We start from the raw sequence: 26,130 nt of genomic DNA, 5'->3' as shown, positions 1-26,130 counted from the left end.
CACTTGCAATCCCACGCCGCGATTGCCAAAAGAAATCCGGGAAACGGCGCCGGGCACGCGGTGAAACACCGTGAAACCGCTGAAATAGCGGCTTTAAAAAGTTAAAAAAATGGCGGAAAAATCGGTTAAATAGGAGGGGAAAACAGCAAAAAAACCGGGAGACCTCCATGACTCAACGCATCATTCCGCTGTCGGAGTGCCCGCAGTTTGCCGATGTATGCGCCGCCTGGGCCTTCGGCCAATGGGGCTCACAGCGCGGCGGTTCGCTGGAGCGCACCCAGCTGCGCTTCGCCCAATGCAGCCGGCCAAGCGACGATCACCTGACGCTGATGATGATCGACGGCGATCGTCCGGTGGGCATGGCCAGCCTGTGGCCCAGCGACGACCATCAACGCCAGGATCTCACTCCGTGGCTGGCCGGCGTTTTTGTGCATCCCGATCACCGCCGCAAAGGCATTGCCCACCGCCTGGAGATGGCGATCGTCGAAGCGGCGCGACAGCGCCATCACTCGGTTTTGCATCTCATCACCGACAAATCTGAAGCGCTGTACGCCGGCTGGGGTTGGCAGCCTCTGGAACGCCGGCGGCAGCATGACGAAGACGTGGTGGTGATGGCGAAAACGCTGTAGTTAGCGCGGCGTACAGACATACACCAGCGCCGGCGGGAAGTTGCGTACCACCCGCAGGCGCTTCCAGTGAAAATAGCGGGACAGCAATTTTTCCGACAGGTGGCTGTATTGAAACAACACCAGCGTGCCGTTGCGCGCCAGCAGCCGCTGCCGGGCCTGCTGAAGAATGCGCACGCTGATCCTGACTGGGATCGACAGCAGCGGCAGGCAGGAAAACACCACGTCGTAATCCGTGGCCATCCGGGTCGCCGAATGGCCCATCACCTGCAGCCGCCGATCGTCTATCCCGCGCAGCCGATGCACGAAATGGGGTTGGATCTCGAAAGCCTCCAGCGCCGCATCGGCGCGCATCCGCCCCAAAATGCGTTTGGTCAGTACACCGTCCGCCGCCCCCAGTTCCGCGATCGACAGCGCCCGAGTCCATTCAACCTGGTTCAGCATCGCCTGGCACAGCCACGGGGAAGAAGGCGCCAGCGTACCGACGGTACGCGGTGAAGCCATAAATTGCTGCAGGTAAGCGAAGTGATTCATCAGTTGCAGTCGGGTCGCATTTAACATTGAGGCCTCCTTGGGTTAAGCCCTCAATGTGAGCCGAATATCTTAAGTAATCATTAACATGATTCCGAAAGCGGCGGACACAGTTGTAATAAAATGCAACCTCATCAGCGGCAGGCAAAGAAAAACGGCCGTAATAATGACCTGAGAATAAGCCGTTTATGCACCGCCTGTTCAGATAATTATTGCGACCGTTTATTTTATTGGCCGCGTTGCCGCGGCCAGAGCGTAAAAAAGCGAACGCTTAGCGATAAATTTCCGCATTGCCGCGCCAGTTGCTGGAGTCCCCGGGGGTGTCCAGACCGATAATGCGGTAATGGCTGGCGCCATCCGCCGCGGCTTTTTCTTTCAGGGCGGTGACGGCATCATGCGGTGAGCCGCTAATGCCGGAAACAGACACCACGCCGAGGCTTTGCAGATTGGCGGCCTGTTCACTGTTGACCTGTTTCACCGACGACAGCGGCGCGGCGAAAGTGGAGAAGGAAGCGGCGGCGATCAATACGGCTGCGATGCTTGGGATAAGTTTCATGATTGACTCCAGGTGTTCTTGTTTATTAGCTCGTTGTCAGTGATGTTAATTATCCGCTAGCCAATGAAAGCGGACGTCATGCAACGTAAAGAACATCAATCATTGTGAGGAGAATAAGGAGGATGTGAGAGCGAGTGTGTATTTTCAGGCAGGAATGACTTTATAAAGCTCACCTTACCGCTATTTGATGAACAATTAAAGAAGGGGGGCGAAAGAAAGAACGCGCGCCGCCGCTATTTAAGATTTTTTACCCGCCGAGGCGCGCTGAGCTACGCTGATTTTGTGGCTTACCCTTTTAAGGAAGAACGCTTATGTCGCAAAACCTGCTGCGCGTGCGTGACGGTCAGGGCGCTTCGGTCTCATTTTCCGAGCTGCTGTTCGATCTGATCTACGTTTTCGCCGTAACCCAACTTTCCCACTATCTGTTGCATCACCTGACGCTGACCGGCGCGCTGGAAACCCTGCTGCTGTGGTTCGCCGTCTGGCTGGCCTGGCAATACACCGCCTGGGTCACCAACTGGTTCAATCCGGATACCCGTCAGATCCGCCTACTGCTGTTCGCTATCATGCTGCTGGGGCTGTTCGCCGCCGCCGCACTGCCGCAGGCATTTGGCGAGCGCGGCCTGATCTTCGCGCTGTTCTATGTCGCCATTCAGGTCGGGCGCTCCGTCACGGTGCTGCGCCTGCTGGCACCCGGTCATCCGTTAAAACAAAACTTTCGCCGCATTCTCGGCTGGCTGTGCATCTCCGCCGTCTTCTGGATCGCCGGTGGGCTGGCGGAAGGCAACGCCCGCCTGGCGCTGTGGGCGATCGCCGTCTTGTGTGAATACGTCTCGCCGATGTTCGGCTTCCGGCTGCCGGTGCTGGGGCGCTCGGACAGCAGCAGCGAATGGACCATCGAGGGTCACCATCTGGCGGAGCGCTGCCAGCTGTTCGTGATCGTGGCGCTGGGGGAAACCATTCTAATCACCGGCGCCACCCTGAGTGAGATAGAAAGCTGGAGCCTGCCGGTGCTCATCGCCTCGTTGGTGGCCTTTCTCGGCAGCCTGGCGATGTGGTGGGTTTACTTCGACACCAGCAGCAAAGCCGGCAGCCACGCCATCAGCCAGGCGGAAAACCCCGGCCAGCTGGGCGCTTATTTCCATTACGTCCACGTCGCGCTGGTGGGCGCCATCATCGTCTGCGCCGTGGCCAACGAGCTGGTGATCGCCCATCCCGACGGCCGTATCCAACACGCCACGGCGGTGGTGCTGCTGCTCGGTCCGGCGCTCTACCTGTTCGCCAACGCGCTGTATAAACGGCTGGTGTATCATCGCTTCCCGCTGTCGCACCTGGTGGGGCTGCTGGCGCTGGCGGCATTGGCCCCCATCGCCTATTTAACCGATCTGCTGATGGTCAATGGCCTGACGACGCTGATCATGGTGGTGGTGGCGGTGTGGGAGAGCATCTCGCGCGGCAGAGCGCCGCAGCGGCACGCGGAAGCCTGAAGCAAACGGGGGCGTCACCGCCCCCGCTGTGAGATTGATGACAAACCTCATGCCATTGCCGGGTTTGCAGAGAGCAGCGGATAAAAAAACAAGGAAAATCAATTTATTGATTTTCGGCTAATGGCCACAAAGGAGGAAAAACCACGTTTTTTCCTCCTTTGTCAACGGCCTGACGGGGGCGCTATCGCCCCCGCTGTTTGTCACTTCAAAGGCTGCGGCAAGGTGAGCACCCAGAGCTCGCTCAGCGATTCCGGCTGCTCCAGCGGGCGCAATTCGATGCGGGCGTCGGTCTTGTCGCCGTCGAGGCTCAACCGCCCTTCTTTCTCCAGCTGATAGTCACCGATTTTCTTGCTCTTTGGCGACGCATCCACCAGCTTCGCCTGCAAGCCGAAATCGTTGTCGTTGATCACCGCCAGCGTGCGATCGTCGATCAGCGCCAATCCTTCCGCTTTCTCCTGGCGCCAGCCCAACTGGCGCAGGTCCGCCACTTCCCGTTTCTGCGCCAGCTTCACGCCGCGTTTGGCGAGATCTTTCGCATCGTCGAACTCCAGCGCTTTCCCCTGGCCGTCAAACGCGCTCAGATCGCTGGCCTGCGCGAGATCCACCAGATAGATCTTGTTGATCATCGTCTTGTCTTTACCGGTTCCTTGCTCAATCAACAGGATGCGCTGATTGTCCAACGCCACGACATCGCCAATCTTGGCGTCTTTGGCTTTTTTATAGCTATCGATATCGATGGGATAGCCGTACATGGCGGTTTTGCCACTGCGCGGATCGAAGCTCACCAGCCGGGTAAACTGCGCCTTGTTTTTGCTTTTGCCATCGACATCCAGCGTGCTCTGCACCGCCGCCAGAATGCGCCCATCCGGCATTCGGGTCAGCCCCTCAAAACCGCGGTTGGGCTGGCGCCACTTCAGGATGTTCGGCAAACCGCTCGCCACCGCCTGCTCGCCGGCCTGCGGCGTTGGGCCGTATTTGGCGAGAATTTTACCTTTACCGTCGACATGGATCAGAAACGGGCCGTACTCGTCACACAGCCAATAGCCGCCGTTGCCGTCACCGATGATGCCTTCGGTATCCAACCCGCGGCGATCGCCGGACAGTGGTTGCAACGCATCATTCAACGCCACTTCATTCGTGGAACCAATCAGCTCGCCTGGCAGCGGCAGCCCGCTGATCGGCCCTTTTTCGTCATGCAAGGGCCGCGCATTCTCGGCCACGGCCTTGCCGCCGCCAATACGAATGTCCATCAACAGGGGCACGAATTGCGGATTGGCGAAAATCTTGGCTTCTTGCTTGCCCACCGCAGGGGCATCGGCATTCGGGCCGCGATCGGTCAACGTCGTCAGCACCAGATCGTCGCCCTGCTTGCGATTGAACGTCAGCCCTGAGCCGATCCCCACCGGCAGTCCCTGCGGGAAATTCTTGGCGAACGCCCCCTGATAGGCGACGCGTTCCCCACCGGGGAAGCCGACCACATAACGCGCCACCTCAATGTCGGCAGCGTGAGCCAATACAGGAAACAGTGAAGCCAACAGCAGGGAGAGCGATTTTATTTTCATGGTTTTTACCCGAGGTTGAATGAAGCGTTATCAGGCAGAAGAAGATATTAATTTAGCATGACACTTAGATGACAACAGGCCATTCGTCAAATGCACAATCGGTAATAAGGTTGGCTGGCAAATAGAAATTAGCAATTAACCTGAGCGTATTGAATGGAGAAAACCGCTGGAAAAAATCGCCCGAAAATAGCCCATCATTACGCTTAGGGTAAATTCTTATGGCAAAGATAAAAAAAACGGCAAACACGCGCCGGCACGGCAAAAAACGGTGTTTTTCTCATAGACAAAATAAAATACCGGGGATTTAATACCGCCGTTATTCAAGGTGCATTAAGAAAATTCTATAGAATATCTGCATGAACTGAAAAAGCTGTTCTATAGTTTTTAGTGCTAACGCCCGTTAGTCAATTCCGCAGGATGGAATCTATGTCAAAGCGACTTTTTGCCGAATTTTTTGGCACATTTTGGTTGGTGTTTGGTGGTTGTGGTAGCGCAGTATTAGCAGCGGCATTCCCACAACTGGGTATTGGTTTCCTCGGCGTCGCGCTCGCTTTCGGTTTGACCGTGGTGACGATGGCCTATGCCGTCGGCCATATTTCCGGCGGGCACTTTAACCCGGCGATCACCGTCGGCTTATTCGCCGGTGGCCGTTTCGCGGCGAAAGACGTGATCCCTTACGTTATCGCTCAGGTGATCGGCGGTATCGCCGCAGCGGCGGTGCTGTATTTGATCGCCAGCGGCAAAGCCGGTTTCGACGCCACCGCAGGCGGTTTCGCCTCCAACGGTTACGGCGAACACTCTCCAGGCGGTTACTCTCTGCAATCAGCAATCGTGATTGAGCTGGTGCTGACGGCCTTCTTCCTGATCGTTATTCATGGCGTGACCGACAAGCGCGCGCCGGCAGGCTTTGCCCCGTTGGCGATCGGCCTGACGCTGACCCTGATCCACCTGATCAGCATCCCGGTGACCAACACCTCCGTCAACCCGGCGCGCAGCACCGGCGTAGCGATCTTCCAGGGCACCTGGGCGCTGCAGCAGCTGTGGGTATTCTGGCTGGTGCCCCTGGTCGGCGGCATTATCGGCGGCCTGATCTACCGCTGCCTGCTGGAAGACAAAAAATAAGCGCATCACAGCCGAAGCGTTTCACGGGGCAGCCTTCATCGGCTGCCCCGTTGTTTTCAGCCCTTCGTCACTTCAAACATCATGATATCGCTGGTAAAGGAGCCATCCGGCTGAATGGCGAAGTGCGCCGCCACCTCCTGCGACACGCTTTGCTGCAGCGCACGGATCGCGGTCACGAAATGCGCCGGCGTGCGCATGCGCGCCACCCAACTGCCAAACTCCAGCATCAATCGATCCGACGTCACCTCGCGCACCACCAGCCCGGCCTCGGTCAATAACGCCAGCCACTCGCCCGGCGCATAGTTGCGCACGTGTGAGGTGTCGCGCAGCACTTCCACGGTTTGCAGGTAGATATCCAACAGCGGATGCCCCGGCGAGACCACGTCCATAAAGATCGCTCTGCCGCCCGGCTTGAGTACCCGCCTGACCTCACGCAGCGCCTGGCCGACGTCGTGCCAGTGGTGCGCCGAATAGCGGCTGATGACCAGATCGAAGCCGGCGTCTTCAAACGGCAAAGACTCCGCCACGCCCTGCTGCAGCTGAATGTTGTTCAGGCCTTTTTCCGCCGCCGCCTGCTCCACCACCGCCAGCATCTGCGCCGACAGATCATAGGCCACCACCTGCGCCACCCTGGCCGCCGCCGTGAAGCTGGCATGCCCGGCGCCGCAGCCCAGATCGAGCAGGCGCGCGCTGGCGTGCGGTTCCAGTAACTGTGCAAGGCGTTGCAAATCCTTGCCCTGCGCGTGTACCGCGCTGGTTAAGTAGGCGTTGGCCTGCTCGCCGAACTGCCGGTCTACTGCGTTTTTATGGCTGTTGCTGATGCTCATGTTTGCTCCCGTTATTATCCGGCTTGCGCCTGTGCCTGAAGGCTTTCGGCTACTATAATCAGGCTACTATACGGGTACAATATGAGCAGTTATCCTGGTATAAATAGGTACCACGCTATGTCATCAGAAGCCTTATCCGGGCCAAAGGCCCTCGGCGCTTTCCTGCGCGCGCACCGCGAACGCATCACGCCGGAAATGCTCGGCCTGCCCAGTTCCTCACGCCGTCGCACCAGCGGCCTGCGGCGCGAAGAGCTGGCGCAAATCAGCGGCATCAGCGCCACCTGGTATACCTGGATCGAACAGGGCCGCGAGGTGTCCATTTCCCCCTATACGTTGGCACGCATCGCCAAGGCGCTGCGGCTCGGCCCCGCCGAACGCCACTACCTGTTTACCCTGGCGCGCGTCGCCGACCCCGAGCAGGAAACGCACCGAGAAACCGCCAACGACGCGGTGCTGCAAAGCGTGCACCAGATGACGGTGCCCTGCTACCTGCTGGACGTGACCTGGAACGTCGTCGCCTGGAACCCACAGGCGGCGGCGCTGTTCAGCGGCTGGCTGGATGTGGCCAACAGCCCCAACCTGCTGCACTTCATGTTCTTCCACCCGCTGGCGAAAACGCTGGTCAGCGATTGGGAAGAGCGCGCTCGCCGCGTGGTGGCCGAATTCCGCGCCGAAACCAGCCATCATCAAAACACTGAAGAGATGCGCGCCTTCGTGCGCAACATGACGCACAACAGCGCGGACTTTAATCACTGGTGGAAACAGCATGACGTGATGGCGCGCGAAGGCGGCGAGCGCGCGTTCGAGCACCCTCAGCAAGGTGCGCTGCGCTATCGCCAACTCACCTTCCATCCGGCCGAGCACGGCGGTCTGAAGCTGGTGATGCTGATCCCGCTGCCGTAATTGGTAACAAATTCATAGACAGGTTTACCCGCCATTTATTTATTGGTTCATGTAAACGCGCTAGGGTGATTGTTACCTATGACAACGATCATCCAGCACCGTTTTTTATCTCCCGAGGTACGCCTATGCAATCCGAAGAACAACGCCTTATCGATGGTCTGTTTGGCCGCCTGAAAGAAGCCGAGACCAAGACGGGCCCACGGGATCTCCAGGCAGAACAGCAAATTAATCAGCATATTCGCGAGCAGCCTTCCGCCCCTTATTACATGGCGCAGGCGATGATCATTCAGGAAGCGGCGCTCAAACAGATGGACCAGCGAGTCAAAGAGCTGGAAGCCCAGGTCGCGCAGCTGCAGCAAACCGCCAACGGCCAACAGAGCAGCGGCGGCTTCCTGGCCGGCCTGTTCGGCGGCGGCAGCCGCAGTACGCCAAGCCCGCGTGAACAGTATCAGGCGCAGCAGCAAAATACGGCGGCCTGGAACAACGTGCAGCAGGGGGGCTACTCGCAGCCGCAGCAGCCTGCCTATGCCCAACCGCAGCAGGCGGCGCCTTCGCGCGCCGGCGGCTTCCTGGGTGGAGCATTGCAAACCGCGGCGGGCGTCGCCGGGGGCGTGGTATTGGCCGACATGCTGACCGGCATGTTCCGCCATTCGCAGCCGCAGGAAATCGTGAATATTATCGAAGAAACCCCGGCGCCGCTGGACGACAGCGCGATGCGCAATTTCGACGCCTCCAACAACCTTGATACCTTCAACAACGGCGACGGCGGCAGCTTCCTGAATCAGGACAACGCCTTCCAGAATGCCAACGACCAGGATGACACGGACTACGCCGACGACGATTACAACGACGACGACGATTCCTTCCTGTAATGCCCCTATCCCCCTCTCACTCGCAGAGGGGGATTTCCCGTTTCGCCGATCTGGACTACAGTGAACGCTGTCCATTTATCCGGCCAGGAGAAACGATGCAGAGCTTTAATCCTACCGCCCCTTTTTTTAGCGAACGCCTGCAGATGCGGCCGCCGGTGATGGCGGACCTCGAACGTTTCTACGCCATCTTTGGCGATCCGCAAACCCAACGCTTCAACCCCGCCGGCCCGCTTACCAGCGAAGCGCAGGCCGCTTCGGCGCTGCAGGACCGGCTCGCCGGCTGGCGGCAACACGGCTACGGCTCCTGGGCGCTCGCCCTGCGCGAACGGCCGAATTGGGTTATCGGGTTTGGCGGGTTGTCCTGGAAACCGCTCGGCGCGCAGCGCACCGTCAACCTCGGCTATCGCTTCGACACCCGCGTGTGGGGCATGGGGCTGGCCACCGAGATGGCGCGGGCTTCATTGCAATACGGTTTTATCGGGCTGGAGGTGGGCGAGATTTCCGCCATTGTGCGCGCAGAGAATCAGGCTTCGTGGCGAGTGCTGGAAAAAATTGGCATGCAGCGTGTGGATACGCTGGATGACGTGCCCGGCGCGGCGCCGAGCCTGGTGTATACGCTAAAGCGCGGCGACTATCAGGGCTGATCGTCGCTGATTTTGGCCAACGCCATGCGGTAAGATTTGACCTTCTGACGCTTTTTCAGCCAGGTGGTGGTAGAAACGATGAACACCGCGCCCGACATCGCCAACACCCCTGTCGGGTGGCCGTAAAACACCATCAAGGCAAAGTACACGGCGGAAACGATCGCCACCCATTTTGCCGTATTGCCCATGTCGTTCTTCTCCTGGGTCAAACGGCGGATGTGCTCTTCTTCACTGATTCCCATACGCGCTCCTTGTTGGCTGATCGTTCCATTATATGGAGCTGGGGTGTTGATATTTCAAGCGGTTGGATGGTAAAGATGCGTAAAGCTCAGGCCGGCGGTTCCCGCCGCCGGGGCAGATAGCGCCCGGGCTGGTCGGTGCCCGGCAAATCGGTGCCGTCGTTACGGCCAAACAGCCGGTAGCGATTGCCGGCGACCGCATCGTAGACCTTGTCCGCCAGCCGCGGCGGCAGGTAACGCGCCAACGCCAGTACGCGGTACGGCCACCCCAATTGACGCAGCGCCTGGAACAGCGCCGCCGAACGCAGCCAATAATGCCCCTGCTCAACATAGACCACGGAATCGTAACGATCGGTCGGCAACCCCAACGCCTGCAGGATCGCCTGCCCTTCGACGGATTGCACCGTCGCCAACAGAATGCGCCGCTGTCGATCGGCGCGAATAAGATACCTCACCAGCCCGTGACACAGATTGCATGCGCCGTCGAACAACAGCGCGCGATCGCCGGGCTGGAGATAGGGCAATGGTGATAAAGGGGTCATCCCGCCTCCCGTTAAACGCACGCCTTAGCCTAACGCGCCTTGAGCGTGCGAACCAGAGCGGGATGACGGTCCGTTAACGCGCAGGCGGGGCGTCAGGCACGGCCACCACCGCGACGCGCACTTCGTAATGTTTGGCGCTGCCCGCCGGGATTACCGCCGTCAGTTTGTTGATGGTTTCCACCGGATTGTCGCTGGCCGAGGTGGCGCAGAACAATTCACCGCCGTGGCAGAACCCCGGCTTGGGCGGGTGCCCGCCCGGGAAAGGCGGCATGCGCATCGGTTCATCCGCCGCAGGCGGCAACGCTTTGGCCGCAGGCGCCTCGGGGGCCGACATCGCGCTCGCGCTGAACAACAGCGCCATGCCCATGCAGGGCAGCGCCAGGATCTTGATTGCTTGTTTCATTGAATTTGCCTCATTTGCCGGGTTCGGGATTACGCTACCCTGCCCCCGGCCCATGAGAAAGCCGCTTTTCACTACCTTTTCGCCCCGCTACGTTTTGCTTACATCCCGCGTCTAACGTGATGAAAGGCGAAAGGTGGGGTAAAGGACCGTCGTGTTACTTACCGTTAGTCAGCGTGTTGTAGCTGGTCATCAGATTGCGGTAGTCCGGGATATGGTTGGAGAACAGCGTGCCCAGACCTTCGATGTCGTTGCGCCAGTCGCGATGCAGCTCGCAGGCGACGCCGAACCAGGTCATCAACTGCGCGCCGGCAGCTTCCATACGGCTCCAGGCCGACTGACGGGTCAGCTCATTGAAGGTGCCGGAGGCGTCGGTCACCACAAAGACCTCGAAACCCTCATTGAGCGCAGACAGCGCCGGGAATGCCACGCACACTTCGGTCACCACGCCGGCGATGATCAGCTGCTTGCGGCCGGTGGCTTTCACTGCGTTGACAAAATCGTCGTTGTCCCAGGCGTTGATTTGGCCGGGGCGGGGAATGAACGGGGCATCGGGGAATTGGGCCTTCAATTCCGGCACCAGCGGGCCGTTGGGGCCGTTTTCAAAACTGGTGGTCAGAATGGTCGGCAGATTGAAGTACTTCGCTAAATCACCCAGCGCCAGCACGTTATTTTTAAACCGATCGGGATCGATATCGCGCACCAGCGAAAGCAGCCCTGCCTGATGATCCACCAGCAATACGGCGGCCTGGTCCTTGTCGAGGCGCTTGTAATTTGCAGTCATGGTTTTACTCCTGTGGGGGTTGATGTTGCGGATGAAACGCCCCGCCGCTGGGACGGGGCGTTGAGGTTTAAGTGTAGCGCCTGAGCCGGGGAACACGACCCGGCCCAGACGCCAAGGATCAACCGGCGGTCGCTTCGGCGTTCATGCTACCGAACTTGCCGCTGTTGAAATCGCGGAACGCCTGCTGGATTTCCGCGTCGCTGTTCATGACGAACGGCCCGTAGCCGACGATAGGCTCATCGATCGGTTCGCCGCTCAGCACCAGCAGCGCGACGTCGTTGTTGGCTTCGATAGTGATCGAATCCCCCGCCCGGTCGAAACGCACCATTTGGGTTTCGCGCACCACCTCTTCGCCATTGACCAGGATCGCGCCGTGCAGCATCACCAACGCCAGCGTATGGCCTTCTTTCACCGTCAGCGTGGTGGTGTGGCCGGCATTCAGCTTCATATCCCACACGTTGAGCGGGCTGAAAGTGCGTGCCGGGCCGGCGTGGCCGCCAAAGTCACCGGCGATCACCCGCACCTGCCCTGCGCCGTCCGCCAGCGGAACCACCGGAATATCGGCGTTCAGCAGCGTCTGGTAACCCGGCTTGGCCATTTTGTCTTTGGCCGGCAAGTTGACCCACAGCTGCACCATTTCCATAGTGCCGCCCTTGCGCGAGAAGTCCCGCGAATGGAACTCTTCGTGCAGAATGCCAGAGGCGGCGGTCATCCACTGGACGTCGCCGGGGCCAATCACCCCGCCGCTGCCGGTCGAGTCGCGGTGTTCCACTTCGCCCTGATAAACGATGGTCACCGTTTCAAACCCGCGATGCGGATGCTGACCCACGCCGCGGGTGCCGGAGGCAGAGCGGAATTTGGTTGGCGCCGCGTGATCCAGCAGCAGGAACGGGCTCATTTCCGCCCCCAAATCGTTATAAGAGAACAGCGAATTCACCAGGAAACCGTTACCGACCCAATGCGCTTCCGGGCTGTTGTGAATACCGAGGATTTTTTTCATCTTGAACTCCCGTTTCAGACCTCACGGCCTTAAGTTGATGGCAGAAGTTTAATCTGTCGTAGTTTGCTGCAGTAGTAGGCAAGATGTACACTCAGCGTTCTACTGGTAGAACGATAAGGGATACGATGCTGACCGATCTGAACGATCTGTTTTTTTTCGCCAGCGTGGTCGATCACCAGGGATTTGCCCCCGCCGGCCGGGCGCTGGGCATTCCCAAATCCAAGCTCAGCCGCCGCGTGGCGCTGCTGGAAGAGCGGCTGGGCGTGCGCCTGATCCAGCGCTCGACGCGGCGTTTCTCGGTGACCGAGGTCGGCCAAACCTATTACGCGCACTGCAAGGCGATGCTGGTGGAAGCGGAAGCGGCGCAGCAGGCGATCGAACAGACGCGCGCCGAGCCCTGCGGCACGGTGCGCATGTCGTGCCCGGTGGCGATCCTGCATACCCGCGTCGGCAGCATGGTGGCGGCCTTTATGGCCGACTATCCGAAGGTGACGGTGCATCTGGAGGCCACCAACCGCCGGGTGGACGTGGTGGGCGAAGGGTTGGATCTGGCGATCCGCGTGCGGCCACCGCCGCTGGAAGACAGCGATCTGGTGCTGAAGATCCTGGCGCAGCGCACCTGGTGCGTCGCCGCCAGCCCGGCGCTGGTGCGCACCCTCGGGCCGGCGCGCACGCCGGAAGACCTGCGTAAATACCCGACGCTCGATCTCGGCCCGGCGCGCGGTCAGCACCAATGGCGGCTGACCGGCCCGCTGGGTGAGCGGGTCGAGTGGGAACACACGCCGCGGCTGGTCACCGACGACATGCTGATGCTGCGCACCGCCGCCATCGCCGGCGCCGGCATCGTTCAGCTGCCGGCGATGATGATGCGCGACGACATGCTGCGCGGCGAACTGGTTCAGTTGCTGCCCGGCTGGCAACCGCAGGGCGGCGTGGTGCATGCGGTCTACCCATCGCGCCGCGGTTTATTGCCGGCGGTGCGGCTGCTGCTCGACTACTTGGGCGAGCAGTTCGCCAGCATTGAAGAAGAGTGATCAGGCGGTGATTTCGATCGCGTTGCCGTCCGGATCGCGGATGACGGCCTCATAGAAGCCGTCGCCGGTCCAGCGCGGCGCGGACTGCAGGATACCCTCCTGCTGTGCGCGCTGCGCCAATCTATCGACCTGCCGTTCATCCCCCAGCGACAGCGCGATGTGCGCCCAGCCCACCCGTTCTTCCTGGGCCTGCGCCGGCAACAGCGTCGGCACGCGCATGATCTCCAGCGTCGGCCCGGCCGCCAGGCTGACGAAACGGGAAACAAACCCCGGCCGGTTGCGGCTGACGTACTCCTCACCCGCCTCACCGTTGAAATAGCGCTGCCAAAACGCCAGCTGCGCGTCGATATCACGGGTCCACAGGGCAACATGGGCTATTTTCATCATCATTCTCCGGTCGGTAAATCGCTGTGCCAAACCTGGCCGCCGCCCTGCGCCACCTGCAGCTCAAGCTGCGGGTGCGCGCCGCGCGCCGTCACCAGATGATCCACCCGCCCGGCGGGCAGGAAGGGGTAAGGGGCGTAGGTATTGAGCTTGTCGCGGGTACACAGCACCGCCACGCTGCCGGCGCGCGTCAGCAGCCGCTTTTTGAAGGTGGCGTCCTGGTAGCTCAGCGCGGAGAAGCCGCCGTCCGGGGCGTAGGCGCAGATGCCGGTGAACACCAGATCGAAGTGGAAACCGTCTATCTCTTCCGCCGCTTTGGCGTCCACGCAGCCGCCGACCTGCGCATCCAGCTCACCGCCGATCAGGATGGTGCGGATCCCCGGCCGTTCCAGCATTTTGCCGGCGATGCTCAATGCATTGGTCACCACCGTCAAACGCCGATCGCGCGGCAACAGATCCGCCAGATACAGGTGGGTGCTGCCGGCGTCGAGGAAGATCAGCTGTTCTTCACCGATCAACTCCAGCGCGGTCTGCGCCAGCGCCAGCTTCTCATTGCCGCTGAGCGCCATGCGTGCCGCAACGGGGCCCTCGGCCGGCGTCGGCGCCAGCGCACCGCCATAGATGCGTTTGCACAGGTTCTGCGCCGCCAGCTGGCGCAGATCGCGGCGGATGGTCGCTTCAGTGGTATTCAACCGCTGCGCCATCTCCGGGGCCAGCACCCGCCCCTGTTGGCGAAGCACATCGAGAATGGCCTGATGGCGCTCATTCGGTAACAGTTTGGACATCGCGTGGCTCCGGTGACGCTAAATTGATCACGAATGTACACAAACAAACAAAAACGTACAATACAGGGCGAAAGAAAAATCGCCGGGCAGGATTTTCGCCTGCGGGATGTTGGCTATACTGAGGCAAGCGAAGTTACCGCAGACGTAACGGCTTGGACGCTAAGGGAAAACGATGTTATTGACGATCGCAAGGTGGCTGTTTCAACTCCCCGGGAAGCTGTTCGGGCTGATTTTCAAAAATCGCCTGAGGATATTTTTGTTCTTCATGCTGATCGCCGTTGGGGTGCTCGGCGCCAAGCGCTATTTGCGCGCCCACCAATCTGACGACGAGTTCAGCCTCGCCGCCCCCACCGATTATAACCGCGCAATAAAGCGCGAAATGCCGCTGCGCGAGGCGCGTGAACAGTGCGGCGGTCCGCTGCATGACAATGCCGGGCAGCCGTGGCCCGCCTCAGCCGGTTATCTGCATCAGCCGACGCGGCTGCCCGCGACCGGTCTGCATCGGCTGACGCTGGATAACCAGGGCAACGATTTCGCGGTGCTGGTCAAGCTGGAAACGCCGACGGCGCCGCAACAGCTGGCGGAAGTCTTTATTCCACCCGCCGGCAGCTTCGAGATGAAAATCAATGCGGACGCGGAACACGTCATGAAAATCAAGAACATCAAGACCGGCTGCATGTTCCGCTCCCGGCCGTTCAACCTGGATAAACAGAGCGATTGGCGCATGCCGCTGACGCTACAGAAGGACGGCAGCCTGCAGCTGCAGCCGATAGGGGATCGCCAATTCTGATCGGGCGCCGGGCGGAAAAGCCGGCGCCGCGAGGGTTACTTTTTCACCGGGTGATCGCGGCGGAACAGTTCCCAGCTTTCAATTTCCTGTCCACTCGGCAAGGTGCAGGTGGAATACTGGCCTGCCGCATTCTCTTTGGCATTCAGCTTGCCGCCGATTTGGGTGCAGTACACGTCGGCCGGGTTCGCCATGCCGATCGGTTTCACCTGCGGCGGTGGCGGCGCATCGTTGGATTTCACGGAACACCCCTGCAACATCGTCATCCCTGCCAACAGGGAAAGCATCAACGTTTTTTTCATTTTTCCAGCTTATGCAAAAAGAACGGCGGAGCGCTCCGCCGTTCGCTCATCATGAAATAAAGGATTTGCCCTGTTTCAGCACCAGATCGCAGGCTTTTTGCTTCACCTTCTCGGTGATCTGCGAGGTGCCCAGGCTGTTCAGATCCAGGCTCTTGCCTTCGCCGGTCTGCAGCAAGCCGCCCAGGCCCTGCTGATAATCCTGACTCTTGGCGTTTTCGGTGCTGGTGATGCCCAGCTTGCTGAGCAGCTGATCTTTCACCCCTTCGGCGCCGTTAGCCGACAGCACGTTGTTTTTCACGCAGTACTGCAGGATACCGGCGGCATTGGTCATGCTGCTGGAGCTCAATGCCTTGTCGCCACCGTTCAGCAGGCCGGTCAACGAGGAAAGCGACATGCCGCCGCTGCTGTCGCCGCCCGACTTGCTCAGTTCGCCCGCCGCACTGCTGAGGGAATCCATCAGCCCGGCGGCCTGGGTGGCGCCGCTGGCCAGGGTAGCGGACAGCGCCAAAGCCAGCAGTAAACGATGTTTGGTGATCATAGTGGTGAAACTCCTGTAATAACGGCATGCGATCGGCGCAGCGCGCCGGGATACCCTTCCGACGCCAGCGGCGGCGACAAGTTCCTTTTATCTCTCCACCGCGCCGTTTTTCGGAATTCAGGAAGTTTAGAACTGCCAGCGCAGCCAGGCGAAGAACACGTTGCCGTTGTTATAGGTGCCGGGAATGTAGGTCGCCTGGAACGTCAGCCGCTGATAGCCGATAGAGGCCAGCGGCAGCGGCGCCGGGATGGGAATGTATTTCCAGTTGTCACGCGCGGTGACGCTGGCGGTGAAGCCCAGCCCCAGGCGGAAATCCTTGTCATCCAGCGGGCGCCAGATCTTCTCGTAGGCGTAGCCGCCGATCGGCTCCCACTTGTTGAAGGAGTCCTTGAACGCCATGATGTAGATGCCGTGCCAGTCACCGTCACTGTCGTAGCGGGAGATGCCGTAACCGGCGCCCCACGGGCGCTCGTTGTACTTATCGATATGTTCATCATCGTAAGTCCAACGGTTGTGCCAGGTGATGGCCGGGATATAGAGATCGTGGTTAGGCGAGTTGTTCCAGGTCTCCGCCACGTTATGGGTAAAACGCTGCCATAGACCCGGTTTTTCAGCCTGCGCGGTATTGCCACTTTCTGTACCAACCTCAGCGTAAGAAGGCAGTGCAGGAAATATCAACGCCAGAGAACATGCCAAAAGAGTCCGTTTGAGAAACATCGTAAAGCTCCTGTAAAAATACGGCCGCAGATTTTTACCGATAGCCCAGGCAAGATCAAGCTGTATCTAATTTATCCAACGCCCGTTGTGCTTTGGTTAAGTTTAGCACCGGAAAATTCCCAATAATTCATAACAAACTGTACCGATATCCGCATGCTATCGCCTTTAGGACGGCTAAACCGTGGGAAAAGTCCGCTTTGTCGCACGCGACTCGCGGGCAAGATGCTTGACCAACACATCGACATCGAGACGGTTCACAAACTCCAGAGAATATGAGGAATAGAGACCGAACACGCGGTTTTGGTGCCCGACCACCACCAGATCGATGCCGGCCTGATGAATGAAATCGCTGACGTCCTTAAAGCGCCGGATGGTGACGATTTGCTTGACCGCAATCGGCGCATCGACGGCGCTCACCAACCGGCTCAGCATCGCCTTGGCGGCGATCACCTCCTGCGCCTGGCGATCTTTGACCAGCGCATCGCTGCCGTACTCCAGCTCCGCATAGTCGGCGTTAAGGTGGCCGACGGTGATGGCAATCGGCAGCCCGCGCACCATCGCCACCGTTTGACGCAGCAACGGCAGCCCATCGCGCTCATCGTGAATCAGTACCAGAATATGTCGATAGCTTTTCATCGCTCTTTCCCCCGTTGGCCAGTGCCACTGGGGCACGACCCTCTCTGGTAGGTATACGCCATCTGCGCGCACGTAGAGAAAAGTTTACGTATCACTTCCCACGGAATGTGATGGCCACCACGTTATATTAACGCCCGCAACGGCGTATTTTAACGCCGGCCCGACGTGGCGCGCACTGCGGCCCCCGTAAAGCAAAGCTGACGAAAACGGGCGAACAAAAAACGCCTGTTGTTAATTTTTTGTTTTTTATTGGTTACTGGATGGTTTCATGAAATAAGCGTGCGGCGGATCACCAAAATCCCCCTTTACGTCAGCTTCGGTTTTTCTTTTCCAGACCCACAGCCGGGTGCTACCAGGCAGGATTTAACGCAGCGTCAAAAGTACCGGATGATTCGCCCTGCATCATGATAAATGCCAATGCGCCGCCGCTTTTCTGTCGATATACCGCCAATGAAAAATACCGTCTCTTCCCAATATTCAATAACCCTACTTTTTATGCATTACTCAATCGCGTAAAGCGCCGAATACAAACCGCCTATTTACCGCCTGCCAGCCGTCTCTTGAACAAGCCAACGCTTTAAATAACTGTTAATGCTAACGACACAACATCGCCAGCAATTTATTTTTGCTGATTTTCGCCTGACAAAATAAAGATAAATAATCCGGAGCAATCAATGAAAATAACTATCGGGTCATTCATTCTGCAACAGCTGCACGCCCTGAAGGTCGATCGTATTTACGGCGTGCCCGGCGACTATAACCTCAGTCTGCTGGAGCTGCTGGAAAGCGACGAACGGCTGGCGTTTGTCGGCAACTGCAATGAATTGAACGCCGCCTACGCCGCCGACGGCTATGCCCGGATGAAGGGCGCCGGCGCGCTGATCGTCACCTACGGCGTCGGCGATCTGGCCGCGCTGTCCGGCATCGCCGGAGCCTATGCCGAATCCTCACCGGTGGTCTGCATCGCCGGCACGCCGCCGCTGCACGCGATGAAGAATCATCAGCTATTGCACCATACCCTGGGCGACGGCAATTTCGACAACGTCATGAACTGTTTTAAACAATTCACCGTTGCTCAAGCCTTGATTACGCCGGAAAATGCCGCCCAGGAAATCCCTCGCGTTATTTCCCGCGCCTGGATAGAGAAGAAACCGGTCTATTTACAGCTGCCTTCCGATATTTGCGACGTCGAAATTGACGTCGCCGAAGCCGCAGCGGCGCCGCAGTTGCCGGCCAGCGATAAATATAATGTGCAATTAGCGGCAATGGCGCTGTTAACCAAAATAAAACGCGCGCAGCGCCCGATCATGTTGGTCGACCAAATGGTGGATCGCTATCAGCTGCAGCAGCAGGTTATCGAAGTCGCTCATCGCTTTGCCATTCCGCTGACCAATATGCCGACCGCCAAATGCATTATCCCGGAAGATACCGCCGGTTGGATGGGCGGCTACAGCGGCAACCTGTCGCGCCCCGAACTGTATGAACGCATGGCCCACTCGGACTGCGTGCTGAGCTTCGGCGTGCGTCTGGTGGACTCCACCACCGGCTATTTCTCGCAGCAAATTCCCGCCGCCGCTCAGGTGGATATCCAACCGTTCTCGCTGAAGCTGGACAACACCTCCTACCCGGCGGTGGCAACGACGGAACTGCTGCAGGCGCTGCTGGATCTGAGCGAAGACGCGCCGGTACAGCCCCTGGCGCCGCTGCCCGATCCCCGTGAAAAGCTGGCGACGCCGAGCGACGCCCCCATCGATCAGGCCTATCTGTGGCAACGGATCCAGCGATTTATCCGGGCGGATGACGTGGTGGTGGTGGAAAACGGCACCTCGGGCGCCGCCATCGGCGGCATGCGCATGCCGGGCGGCGTCAAGGTAGTCAACCAACCGATCTGGGGCTCGATCGGCTATACCCTGCCGGCGCTGCTCGGCACCCTGATGGCAGCCCCTGAGCGCCGTCACCTGTTGTTCATCGGCGACGGCTCCTTCCAGCTTACCGCACAGGAAGTGTCTACCCTGCTGCGCTGCGAGCAAAAGCCGATCATCTTCCTGATCAACAACGACGGTTACACCATCGAGCGTTATATCCTCGGCGAAAACTCGTCCTACAACGACATCGGCCCGTGGGACTACGCCAAACTGCCGACGGTGCTGAATACCCAGGCGCAGCCGTTCAGCGTGGCGGTAGAGACCACGCAGCAGCTGGAAATGGCCCTGGAACATGCCTCGCGGCAGGATCGGCTGGCGTTTATCGAGGTGAAAGTGCCGATGATGGACACGCCGCCGGTGATGAAAGAGTTCTGCAACCGCTGCAACAGCTTTAACTTCGGCCTGACCAACCCGCGCCGCAGCGCCTGAGGCGCGATCGCGCCGCCGGTGGTTCAGGCCACCGGCGGCGTTTTCTTTTAGGTTACCCGCCGGCGCGCGCCATGCAGCGCTGGCGGCGTTCGTCCACCCGCTTGGCGAACCAGGCGGTGGTCAGCTTGCGGGTGATTTTCGGGCTTTCCAGCTGGATGCCCGGCAGCATTTCGCGCGGCAACTTGCCGCCCGCCAGCGCATAGACCTTCTTATACAGATCGGTATCGGCAAAGTCAGCCGTATCGCCTTTCTCGAGCGCCCGGCGAATGGCGCTGTCGCTCATGTTCAGGCGCTTGCCGAGCGTGCGTACCGCCAGCTCGGTCGAGCCGGGCTTGTCGCTGCCGAAGTCGATAAGATCGCCGTCCAGCGCCAGCGGAATAGCGCTCGCCCGGCTGACCGCGTTTTGGAACGCCGCGTTGCGGCTGGCGTACCAGCCGGCGTTGAAGTCGGCAAAGCGGTAAATCGGCCGGCTGTAATCGGCCGGGTACCCCAGCAAATGCATAATGCCGAAGTACATACCGCCGCGCCGGCTGAAAACTTCGCGGCGAATCGAGCCGTCGACCGGATAAGGGTACCCTTTGGCGTGCGCCTCGGCGAAGGCAATGCTCACCTGCATCGGGCCACCGGTATGTACCGGGTTTAAATGACCGAACAGCTTCTGCCCCATCGGCACACGGTCGATCATGTCATCGAAGATATCGCTCAGATCCTTCTCGGTGCGCACCTTATCGAGCCGCTCGCTGTAGCTCTGCCCGTTCGACGACGAAATCTTCAACGCGGTGTGCACCAAAAAGTTCGGGATGTGCATCTGATCGGCGCGGCGGTCAATCTCCTTCCAGGCGATCTTCGGCAACCCCGGCACCTGCGGGTTAGCTTGGAACGTTGACTCCTGTTCGGCCACCGCCAGCACCGAACACAGGTTCTCATCGCTCGGCTCAATGCCCTGCGCGGCGAAGGCGGCGGTAATATCGGTGGCCCAGCCCTGACGATCGCCGGCGTTGGCCGGGATCAGCGTCATCAGTCGCGCTTTGACGTCGGCGGGACGCGCCGTTGGCGCCGTGGTGGTGGTTTTGCTGGTACAGCCCGCCAGCGCCAGCAGCGCGGCCAGGCTCAGCCAACGGAAGGGCTGCGGGTGGAATAAACGAGGTATCGGCATCTTTTCCCTGAACGTGATGACATGAACAGCACTGAAATTAGCCCAGCCGCCGCGCACAATCCAGTATAAAGATATCGCCGCGCCTTTCCGTCAGGCCGCTATGTTCAAACGATCGATAAAGATGTATTTTATATGCATCATATAAATCACTTTGCTTGCCCAGCCAGAGGAGCCCCGTATGGAGCAGCAATTGCTTTGCTATAAAACCCTGCCGGAATGGAACAGCGACACGCTGCCGGAGGCCTTCCGCCAGCGCCATAACACCCAGAGCGGCACTTGGGCGAAGCTCACCGTACTGAGCGGCAGCCTGACGTTCGCCATGATGACCGAGGACGGTGCCACCACCGAGACCTGGCAATTCAGCCCCGAAAGCCAGCCGCCGTTTATCGCACCGCAGCAGTGGCACCGCATCGTTTCCTTCTCGGACGACATGACCTGCCGGCTGGCGTTTTACTGCACGCCGGAAGATTACTACCACAAGAAATACGAACTGACGCGCACCCACTCCGAAGTGATCGAGGCGGCAGTGCGCATCGCGCCGGGCAAGGCGCTGGATCTGGGCTGCGGCGGCGGCCGCAATTCGCTCTATCTCAATCTGAAAGGTTTCGACGTCACCGCCTGGGACAAGCACGCGCCGTCGATAGACCGCCTCAATCAAATCATCGACGCCGAGCAGCTGACCCGCCTAAGCGCGGGAGTGCAGGATCTCAATACCCACCGCTTCAGCGGCGAATACAACTTCATCCTGTCCACCGTGGTGATGATGTTTCTCGAACGCCAGCAAATTCCGCATATCGTGCAAAACATGCAGGACAGCACCGTGCGCGGCGGCCATAACCTGATCGTGGCGGCGATGGATACCGAGGATTATCCCTGCCCGCTGCCGTTTCCGTTCACCTTCAGCCCGGGTGAGCTGAAACGCTATTATCGCGACTGGGAGATCCTCAAATACAACGAGGACGTCGGCCAGTTGCACAAGACCGACGCCGCCGGCAACCGTATCTCGCTGCGCTTCGCCACCCTGCTGGCGCGCAAGCTATAGCGCGTCGTGAAAGATCACCCCCAGCGTGTGGCGTTGGCCGGCGTGTATCCGGCTGACGCCGTGGCGCAGATTGACCCGATAGTAGCCTTTCACTCCCGCCACCGGCCGATGATGCACGGCGAACACCACCGCGTCGCCCTGCTGCAGCGGCACCACTTCCGGCCGGCTCTGCATCCGCGGCCGTTGTTCGGTCAACACGAATTCGCCGCCGGTGAAATCCCGTTCGGGGGCGGAAAGTAAAAACGCCACCTGCAGCGGAAACACCCGCTCGCCGTACAGATCCTGATGCAGGCAGTTGTAATCTCCGGCTTCGTAACGCAACAGCAGCGGCGTCGGCCGCCGTTGGCCAGCCCGGTGGCATTCGGCCAGGTAGGCCTCGTGTTCGGCGGGATAGCGCGCCGCCAGGCCCAACAAAGTGTTCCAGCGGTTGGCCACCGGCGCCAGCCGTGCATACATCAGGCTGCGCACCTCGGCCACCGGAAGCGGCAGCGGATAGGCGAAATACCGGTACTCGCCGCGGCCAAAACCGTGCTTCGCCATCACGATGCGGCTGCGGAAATACGCATCGTGCGGGTAGAGCGCCGCCAGCTCGCGGCACAGGTCTTGGGTGAGCATGCCTGGCAACCGCGCGCAGCCCTGCGCATCGAGTTCGCGTTCAATCGCCGCCCAGTCCAATTCGGCCAGCCGCGCCGCCAGCGGGCCGCTCATCGCTGCGCCTCTTTTTCCAGCAAGGCTTGCTTGCGTTCGACGCCCCAGCGATAGCCGGACAAGGCGCCGTCGTTACGCACCACCCGGTGACAGGGGATCGCCACCGCCAGCACGTTGGCGGCGCAGGCGCCGGCCACCGCGCGCACCGCTTTGGGCGCGCCGATGCGCCGAGCGATATCGGCATAGCTGACGGTTTCGCCGACCGGTATCGTCTGCAGCGCCTGCCAGACCCGCTGCTGAAACGCGGTGCCGCGAATATCCAGCGGCAGCGCCAACCCGTTCTCCGGCGCTTCAATCAGCCCCACCACCTGCGCCATCAGCGCTTCATACTGCGCGTCGCCGCCGATCAGCTCGGCATTGGGAAACTTGTCCTGCAGATCCTGCACCAACCGCTGCGCATCGTCCCCCAGCAAAATGGCGCAGATGCCCACCTCGCTCTGTGCCGCCAGGATCTCGCCCAGCGAACAGCGCCCGACGGCGAAATGGATGCGCATACCTTTGCCGCCCGCCCGGTAGGCCTTCGGCGTCATGCCCAGCGCGGCGTTGGCTTGCTGGTAGAAGCGGCCGTTGGCGCCATAGCCGGCGTCGAAGATCGCGTCGGTCACCGTATCCTGCTGCGTAAGACCGGTGCGCAGCCGTTGGCCGCGCTGCGCGTCGGCATAGCCTTTCGGCGTCAGGCCGGTGATCGCTTTGAACAGCCGGTGGAAATGGTATTGGCTCAACCCGACGTGGCGCGCCAGCGTCTGCAGCGACGGCGCTTTCTCCGCCCGTTCGATATAGCGGCAAGCCTCGGCTATCTGCCGCGCATGCTGCTCCGTCAACGGCGTCAGCCCCTGGCGGCAGCGTTTGCAGGGCCGATAACCCGCCGCCTCCGCCTGCTCGGCGTCGTCGAACAGCTCCACGTTTTGCCGGTTCGGCTGGCGTGACGGGCAAGAAGGCGAGCAATACACACCGGTGGTTTTCACCGCGTAGATAAAGCGGCCGTCGGCGTGCTTGTCGCGGCTAACGATCGCCAGCCAGCGCGGATCGGCGCTGTCGATTACGTTTTTCATCATCCGTTCCTCACTGGGGTTTCGATGTTAACCAGCATAGTGACGGGCCGTTGGCGAAACACGCCGACTCTTGCTTTTTAATTCAGCGCCGACGTTTTCAACAATGTTTCGACAATTTTTAACCAACAACATGAAGTTTATTACGTTGCCAACCCGGTTGCACAGCGTTAGGATCGCGGCCGGCCACGGGCGTGGCCAGTGTTTTTGCCTGTTAGTTGCGCGCATGGAGAGGTTATTGTGTTAGAGAGTTTTGGCGTCCTGAATTTATGGACCTATTTGGCCGGGGTGGTCTTCATCATCATTCTGCCGGGGCCGAATACGCTGTACGTCCTGAAAACCGGCGTATCGCGCGGCGTGCGTGCCGGCTATACCGCAGCGCTGGGCGTGTTCATCGGCGATGCGATCCTGATCTTCTGCGCCTATATCGGCGTGGCTTCGCTGATCCGCACCACGCCGTTCCTGTTTACCCTGGTGCGTTTTCTCGGCGCGATTTACCTGCTGTTCCTCGGCGCAAAAATTCTCTTCGCCACCTTCGTGCAGAAGGCGCAGGCGCAACAGCAGCAGATTGAGGGCGGCCACAGCATTCTGCGCAAGTCGCTGACGCTGAGCCTGACCAACCCGAAAGCTATCCTGTTTTACGTGTCGTTCTTCGTGCAGTTCATCGACTTCAACTACGCGCACACCGGGCTGTCGTTCACCATTCTGGCGCTGATCCTCGAATCCGTCAGCTTTATCTACATGAGCACGCTGATCTTCTCTGGCGCAATGTTGGCGCATTTCTTCAATCACAAGAAAGGCCTGGCGAAGCTCGGCAACGGCCTGATCGGCCTGCTGTTCCTCGGTTTCGCCACCCGTCTGGCGACCCTGAGCTCGTGATCCCTCCCGGCCGGCACCCGCCGGCCGCGGTTTACCCTTCCGTCACGGCAAAATGACACGCAGGGCAAACCGAATGTCAGGCAGACCAAAGCCGCCGCTTTCCCGCTGATCTAGACTTGCAGGGTTAACGATAACCTGATGAGCCTGATCGGAGGATGTATGTCTGACAATACCGTAGCCGTGCTGGATAGCGTGTCGCGTTTTCTCGATCGTCAGCATGGGCTGTATATCGACGGCCAGTGGCGCGCGTCCGCCGCGGAAGGCCGCCTGGCGGTGTATAACCCCGCCAATGGGCAGCAGATCGCCACCACCGCCGATGCCAACGAACACGACGTCGCGCTGGCGGTGCAGTCCGCCCACAAAGCCTTCAGCGAAGGCGTCTGGGCGCAGCGTCTGCCGGTAGAACGAGAACGCATCCTGCTGCGCTTCGCCGATCTGGTGGAACAGCACGCCGAGGAGCTGGCGCAGCTGGAAACCCTGGAGCAGGGCAAATCCATCAACATCGCCCGCGCTTTCGAAGTCGGCAGCACCCTGAACTGGATGCGCTACACCGCCGGGCTGGCGACCAAAATCACCGGCCAGACGCTGGACGTCTCCATTCCGATGCCGCCGGGCGCTAAATATCAGGTTTATACCCGCAAAGAGCCGATCGGCGTGGTCGCCGGCATCGTGCCCTGGAACTTCCCGTTGATGATCGGCATGTGGAAAGTGATGCCGGCGCTGGCCGCGGGCTGCTCCATCGTCATCAAGCCGTCGGAAACCACCCCGCTCACCCTGTTGCGCATCGCCGAACTGGCGAGTGAAGCCGGCGTGCCGCCGGGCGTGTTCAACGTGGTCACCGGCCGCGGCACCGTGTGCGGCAAGGCGCTGACCGAACATCCGCTGATCGCCAAAGTCAGCTTTACCGGCTCCACGCCGGTGGGCAAAAGCATCGCGCGCGCAGCGGCGGATCGCCTGACCCGCGTGACGCTGGAGCTGGGCGGTAAAAACCCGGCCATCGTGCTGAAAGACGCCGATCCGCAGCAGGTGATCGAAGGCCTGATGCTCGGCAGCTTCCTCAACCAGGGGCAGGTGTGTGCCGCCAGCTCGCGAATTTATATCGAAGCGCCGATTTATGACCAACTGGTGGCCGGATTCGAACAGGCGGTGAAATCGCTGTCGGTCGGGCCGGGGATGGATACCGGCGCGCAAATCAACCCGCTGGTGTCGCTCGCGCACCGCGACAAGGTGGCGGCCTACCTTGACGACGCCCGGGCGAAAAACGCCGAGCTTATCGGCGGCGCGGCCGGGCCGGACGCCAACGGCTTCTACATTCCGCCAACGCTGGTGATCAACCCGGACGATCGGCTGAATCTGACGCGCGAGGAAGTGTTCGGCCCGGTGGTCAACCTGATTCGGGTGGCGAGCGCCGAGGAGGCGCTGAGCAAGGCCAACGACACCGACTTCGGGCTGACCGCCAGCCTGTGGACCACCAGCCTGCAGCAAGCGATGGCGCTGACGCCGCGCATTCAGGCCGGCACCGTGTGGGTCAACACCCATACGCTGATCGACCCGAACATGCCGTTCGGCGGGTTCAAACAGTCGGGCAGCGGCCGTGATTTCGGCCCGGATTGGCTGGACGCTTACACCGAGTCGAAATCGGTCTGCATCCGCTATTGAGTGAA

The 26,130-nt window shown here is 60.1% G+C and carries 31 protein-coding genes; 13 read left to right on the top strand and 18 right to left on the bottom strand.

Annotated features, from left to right (window positions below; genetic code table 11):
• The first annotated feature begins 167 nt into the window (after positions 1–167).
• Positions 168–629 (top strand): GNAT family N-acetyltransferase, encoded by a 462-nt coding sequence (locus C9411_RS12510; protein ID WP_063990889.1) that lies wholly within the window; start codon positions 168–170, stop codon positions 627–629.
• Here the strand turns inward: C9411_RS12510 and C9411_RS12505 are convergent, their stop codons facing one another.
• Together C9411_RS12505 and C9411_RS12500 are read right to left on the bottom strand one after the other, a co-directional pair.
• Positions 630–1,187: a class I SAM-dependent methyltransferase gene (locus C9411_RS12505; RefSeq protein WP_033642027.1), complete on the bottom strand. Its 558-nt coding sequence runs from the start codon at positions 1,185–1,187 to the stop codon at positions 630–632.
• 241 nt (positions 1,188–1,428) lie between these two features.
• Positions 1,429–1,713: a YdgH/BhsA/McbA-like domain containing protein gene (locus C9411_RS12500; RefSeq protein WP_063990888.1), complete on the bottom strand. Its 285-nt coding sequence runs from the start codon at positions 1,711–1,713 to the stop codon at positions 1,429–1,431.
• Between the two features lie 311 nt (positions 1,714–2,024).
• Here C9411_RS12500 and C9411_RS12495 point away from each other — a divergent pair, with 311 nt between their 5' ends.
• On the top strand, positions 2,025–3,200 hold the full coding sequence (locus C9411_RS12495) for a low temperature requirement protein A (RefSeq protein ID WP_063990887.1): 1,176 nt from the start codon (positions 2,025–2,027) through the stop codon (positions 3,198–3,200).
• 200 nt (positions 3,201–3,400) lie between these two features.
• Here C9411_RS12495 and C9411_RS12490 read toward each other — a convergent pair whose 3' ends face one another.
• The gene (locus tag C9411_RS12490) at positions 3,401–4,762 is read right to left on the bottom strand and encodes an esterase-like activity of phytase family protein (protein ID WP_063990886.1); all 1,362 of its coding nucleotides are present in this window, start codon (positions 4,760–4,762) and stop codon (positions 3,401–3,403) included.
• A 426-nt stretch (positions 4,763–5,188) separates the two neighbouring features.
• Between C9411_RS12490 and aqpZ the strand changes: the two genes are divergently transcribed.
• Positions 5,189–5,884: an aquaporin Z gene (gene aqpZ / locus C9411_RS12485; protein WP_025301712.1), complete on the top strand. Its 696-nt coding sequence runs from the start codon at positions 5,189–5,191 to the stop codon at positions 5,882–5,884.
• Between the two features lie 56 nt (positions 5,885–5,940).
• Here the strand turns inward: aqpZ and C9411_RS12480 are convergent, their stop codons facing one another.
• The gene (locus C9411_RS12480; protein WP_063990885.1) at positions 5,941–6,711 is read right to left on the bottom strand and encodes a class I SAM-dependent methyltransferase; all 771 of its coding nucleotides are present in this window, start codon (positions 6,709–6,711) and stop codon (positions 5,941–5,943) included.
• A gap of 117 nt (positions 6,712–6,828) precedes the next feature.
• Between C9411_RS12480 and C9411_RS12475 the strand changes: the two genes are divergently transcribed.
• The 3 genes from C9411_RS12475 to C9411_RS12465 all read left to right on the top strand — a co-directional run bounded on the left by C9411_RS12475 (position 6,829) and on the right by C9411_RS12465 (position 9,130).
• A complete protein-coding gene (locus C9411_RS12475) occupies positions 6,829–7,614 on the top strand; it encodes a helix-turn-helix transcriptional regulator (RefSeq protein ID WP_038873182.1) in 786 nt (261 codons plus the stop codon).
• 125 nt (positions 7,615–7,739) lie between these two features.
• Positions 7,740–8,486 (top strand): DUF2076 domain-containing protein, encoded by a 747-nt coding sequence (locus C9411_RS12470; protein WP_107227163.1) that lies wholly within the window; start codon positions 7,740–7,742, stop codon positions 8,484–8,486.
• A gap of 95 nt (positions 8,487–8,581) precedes the next feature.
• A complete protein-coding gene (locus C9411_RS12465) occupies positions 8,582–9,130 on the top strand; it encodes a GNAT family N-acetyltransferase (protein ID WP_107227162.1) in 549 nt (182 codons plus the stop codon).
• Here C9411_RS12465 and C9411_RS12460 read toward each other — a convergent pair.
• The 5 genes from C9411_RS12460 to C9411_RS12440 all read right to left on the bottom strand — a co-directional run bounded on the left by C9411_RS12460 (position 9,121) and on the right by C9411_RS12440 (position 12,095).
• A complete protein-coding gene (locus C9411_RS12460; protein ID WP_025301707.1) occupies positions 9,121–9,372 on the bottom strand; it encodes a hypothetical protein in 252 nt (83 codons plus the stop codon). The genes C9411_RS12465 and C9411_RS12460 overlap by 10 nt on opposite strands.
• 86 nt (positions 9,373–9,458) lie before the next feature.
• Positions 9,459–9,911 (bottom strand): DUF393 domain-containing protein, encoded by a 453-nt coding sequence (locus C9411_RS12455; protein WP_107227161.1) that lies wholly within the window; start codon positions 9,909–9,911, stop codon positions 9,459–9,461.
• A 73-nt stretch (positions 9,912–9,984) separates the two neighbouring features.
• Positions 9,985–10,314: a hypothetical protein gene (locus C9411_RS12450; RefSeq protein ID WP_063990881.1), complete on the bottom strand. Its 330-nt coding sequence runs from the start codon at positions 10,312–10,314 to the stop codon at positions 9,985–9,987.
• Positions 10,315–10,468: 154 nt separating this feature from the next.
• Positions 10,469–11,095, bottom strand: coding sequence for an isochorismate family cysteine hydrolase YcaC (ycaC, locus tag C9411_RS12445; protein WP_033653308.1), 627 nt, complete (start codon positions 11,093–11,095; stop codon positions 10,469–10,471).
• A gap of 118 nt (positions 11,096–11,213) precedes the next feature.
• Entirely contained in the window at positions 11,214–12,095 is an 882-nt protein-coding gene (locus C9411_RS12440) for a pirin family protein (RefSeq protein WP_107227160.1), read from the bottom strand.
• 125 nt (positions 12,096–12,220) lie between these two features.
• Here C9411_RS12440 and C9411_RS12435 point away from each other — a divergent pair, with 125 nt between their 5' ends.
• On the top strand, positions 12,221–13,129 hold the full coding sequence (locus tag C9411_RS12435) for a LysR family transcriptional regulator (protein ID WP_063990879.1): 909 nt from the start codon (positions 12,221–12,223) through the stop codon (positions 13,127–13,129).
• Here the strand turns inward: C9411_RS12435 and C9411_RS12430 are convergent, their stop codons facing one another.
• Entirely contained in the window at positions 13,130–13,513 is a 384-nt protein-coding gene (locus C9411_RS12430; protein ID WP_107227159.1) for a VOC family protein, read from the bottom strand.
• Between the two features lie 2 nt (positions 13,514–13,515).
• Positions 13,516–14,298: a DeoR/GlpR family DNA-binding transcription regulator gene (locus tag C9411_RS12425; RefSeq protein WP_107227158.1), complete on the bottom strand. Its 783-nt coding sequence runs from the start codon at positions 14,296–14,298 to the stop codon at positions 13,516–13,518.
• A 33-nt stretch (positions 14,299–14,331) separates the two neighbouring features.
• Here C9411_RS12425 and C9411_RS26010 point away from each other — a divergent pair, with 33 nt between their 5' ends.
• Both C9411_RS26010 and C9411_RS12420 read left to right on the top strand, forming a co-directional pair.
• A complete protein-coding gene (locus tag C9411_RS26010) occupies positions 14,332–14,622 on the top strand; it encodes a hypothetical protein (protein ID WP_233221905.1) in 291 nt (96 codons plus the stop codon).
• Positions 14,564–15,088 (top strand): hypothetical protein, encoded by a 525-nt coding sequence (locus tag C9411_RS12420; protein WP_233221904.1) that lies wholly within the window; start codon positions 14,564–14,566, stop codon positions 15,086–15,088. Before C9411_RS26010 ends, C9411_RS12420 begins: the two co-directional genes overlap by 59 nt.
• 35 nt (positions 15,089–15,123) lie before the next feature.
• Here C9411_RS12420 and C9411_RS12415 read toward each other — a convergent pair whose 3' ends face one another.
• The 4 genes from C9411_RS12415 to C9411_RS12400 all read right to left on the bottom strand — a co-directional run bounded on the left by C9411_RS12415 (position 15,124) and on the right by C9411_RS12400 (position 17,278).
• Positions 15,124–15,387 (bottom strand): DUF333 domain-containing protein, encoded by a 264-nt coding sequence (locus C9411_RS12415; RefSeq protein WP_004940597.1) that lies wholly within the window; start codon positions 15,385–15,387, stop codon positions 15,124–15,126.
• Positions 15,388–15,436: 49 nt separating this feature from the next.
• Complete coding sequence (locus tag C9411_RS12410; RefSeq protein ID WP_015376789.1) at positions 15,437–15,925, bottom strand: DUF2501 domain-containing protein; 489 nt, start codon at positions 15,923–15,925, stop codon at positions 15,437–15,439.
• 126 nt (positions 15,926–16,051) lie between these two features.
• A complete protein-coding gene (gene pagP, locus C9411_RS12405; protein ID WP_049202316.1) occupies positions 16,052–16,642 on the bottom strand; it encodes a lipid IV(A) palmitoyltransferase PagP in 591 nt (196 codons plus the stop codon).
• Positions 16,643–16,816: 174 nt separating this feature from the next.
• On the bottom strand, positions 16,817–17,278 hold the full coding sequence (locus C9411_RS12400; protein WP_107227156.1) for a universal stress protein: 462 nt from the start codon (positions 17,276–17,278) through the stop codon (positions 16,817–16,819).
• 674 nt (positions 17,279–17,952) lie between these two features.
• Between C9411_RS12400 and C9411_RS12395 the strand changes: the two genes are divergently transcribed.
• Positions 17,953–19,632 (top strand): alpha-keto acid decarboxylase family protein, encoded by a 1,680-nt coding sequence (locus tag C9411_RS12395; protein ID WP_107227155.1) that lies wholly within the window; start codon positions 17,953–17,955, stop codon positions 19,630–19,632.
• A gap of 52 nt (positions 19,633–19,684) precedes the next feature.
• On the opposite strand, the gene C9411_RS12390 is transcribed toward C9411_RS12395, so the two are convergent.
• On the bottom strand, positions 19,685–20,788 hold the full coding sequence (locus tag C9411_RS12390; RefSeq protein ID WP_063990874.1) for a DUF1615 domain-containing protein: 1,104 nt from the start codon (positions 20,786–20,788) through the stop codon (positions 19,685–19,687).
• Between the two features lie 178 nt (positions 20,789–20,966).
• Here C9411_RS12390 and tehB point away from each other — a divergent pair, with 178 nt between their 5' ends.
• A complete protein-coding gene (tehB, locus tag C9411_RS12385; RefSeq protein WP_107227154.1) occupies positions 20,967–21,830 on the top strand; it encodes an SAM-dependent methyltransferase TehB in 864 nt (287 codons plus the stop codon).
• Here the strand turns inward: tehB and C9411_RS12380 are convergent.
• Together C9411_RS12380 and ada are read right to left on the bottom strand one after the other, a co-directional pair.
• Positions 21,825–22,538: a 2OG-Fe(II) oxygenase gene (locus C9411_RS12380; RefSeq protein ID WP_107227153.1), complete on the bottom strand. Its 714-nt coding sequence runs from the start codon at positions 22,536–22,538 to the stop codon at positions 21,825–21,827. The genes tehB and C9411_RS12380 overlap by 6 nt on opposite strands.
• A complete protein-coding gene (ada, locus tag C9411_RS12375) occupies positions 22,535–23,590 on the bottom strand; it encodes a bifunctional DNA-binding transcriptional regulator/O6-methylguanine-DNA methyltransferase Ada (RefSeq protein WP_063990871.1) in 1,056 nt (351 codons plus the stop codon). The genes C9411_RS12380 and ada overlap by 4 nt, the downstream gene beginning before the upstream one ends.
• Positions 23,591–23,827: 237 nt before the next feature.
• Here ada and leuE point away from each other — a divergent pair, with 237 nt between their 5' ends.
• Together leuE and C9411_RS12365 are read left to right on the top strand one after the other, a co-directional pair.
• The gene (gene leuE, locus C9411_RS12370; RefSeq protein WP_107227152.1) at positions 23,828–24,466 is read left to right on the top strand and encodes a leucine efflux protein LeuE; all 639 of its coding nucleotides are present in this window, start codon (positions 23,828–23,830) and stop codon (positions 24,464–24,466) included.
• Between the two features lie 159 nt (positions 24,467–24,625).
• Positions 24,626–26,125 (top strand): aldehyde dehydrogenase family protein, encoded by a 1,500-nt coding sequence (locus tag C9411_RS12365; protein ID WP_033653317.1) that lies wholly within the window; start codon positions 24,626–24,628, stop codon positions 26,123–26,125.
• Positions 26,126–26,130: the final 5 nt, after the last annotated feature.

The sequence above is a fragment of the Serratia sp. Nf2 genome (assembly GCF_003028435.1).
Taxonomy (GTDB): domain Bacteria; phylum Pseudomonadota; class Gammaproteobacteria; order Enterobacterales; family Enterobacteriaceae; genus Serratia; species Serratia marcescens_L.
The sequence above is the reverse complement of the archived record's forward strand: the minus strand, read 5'-3'. Positions and strand labels throughout refer to the sequence as shown.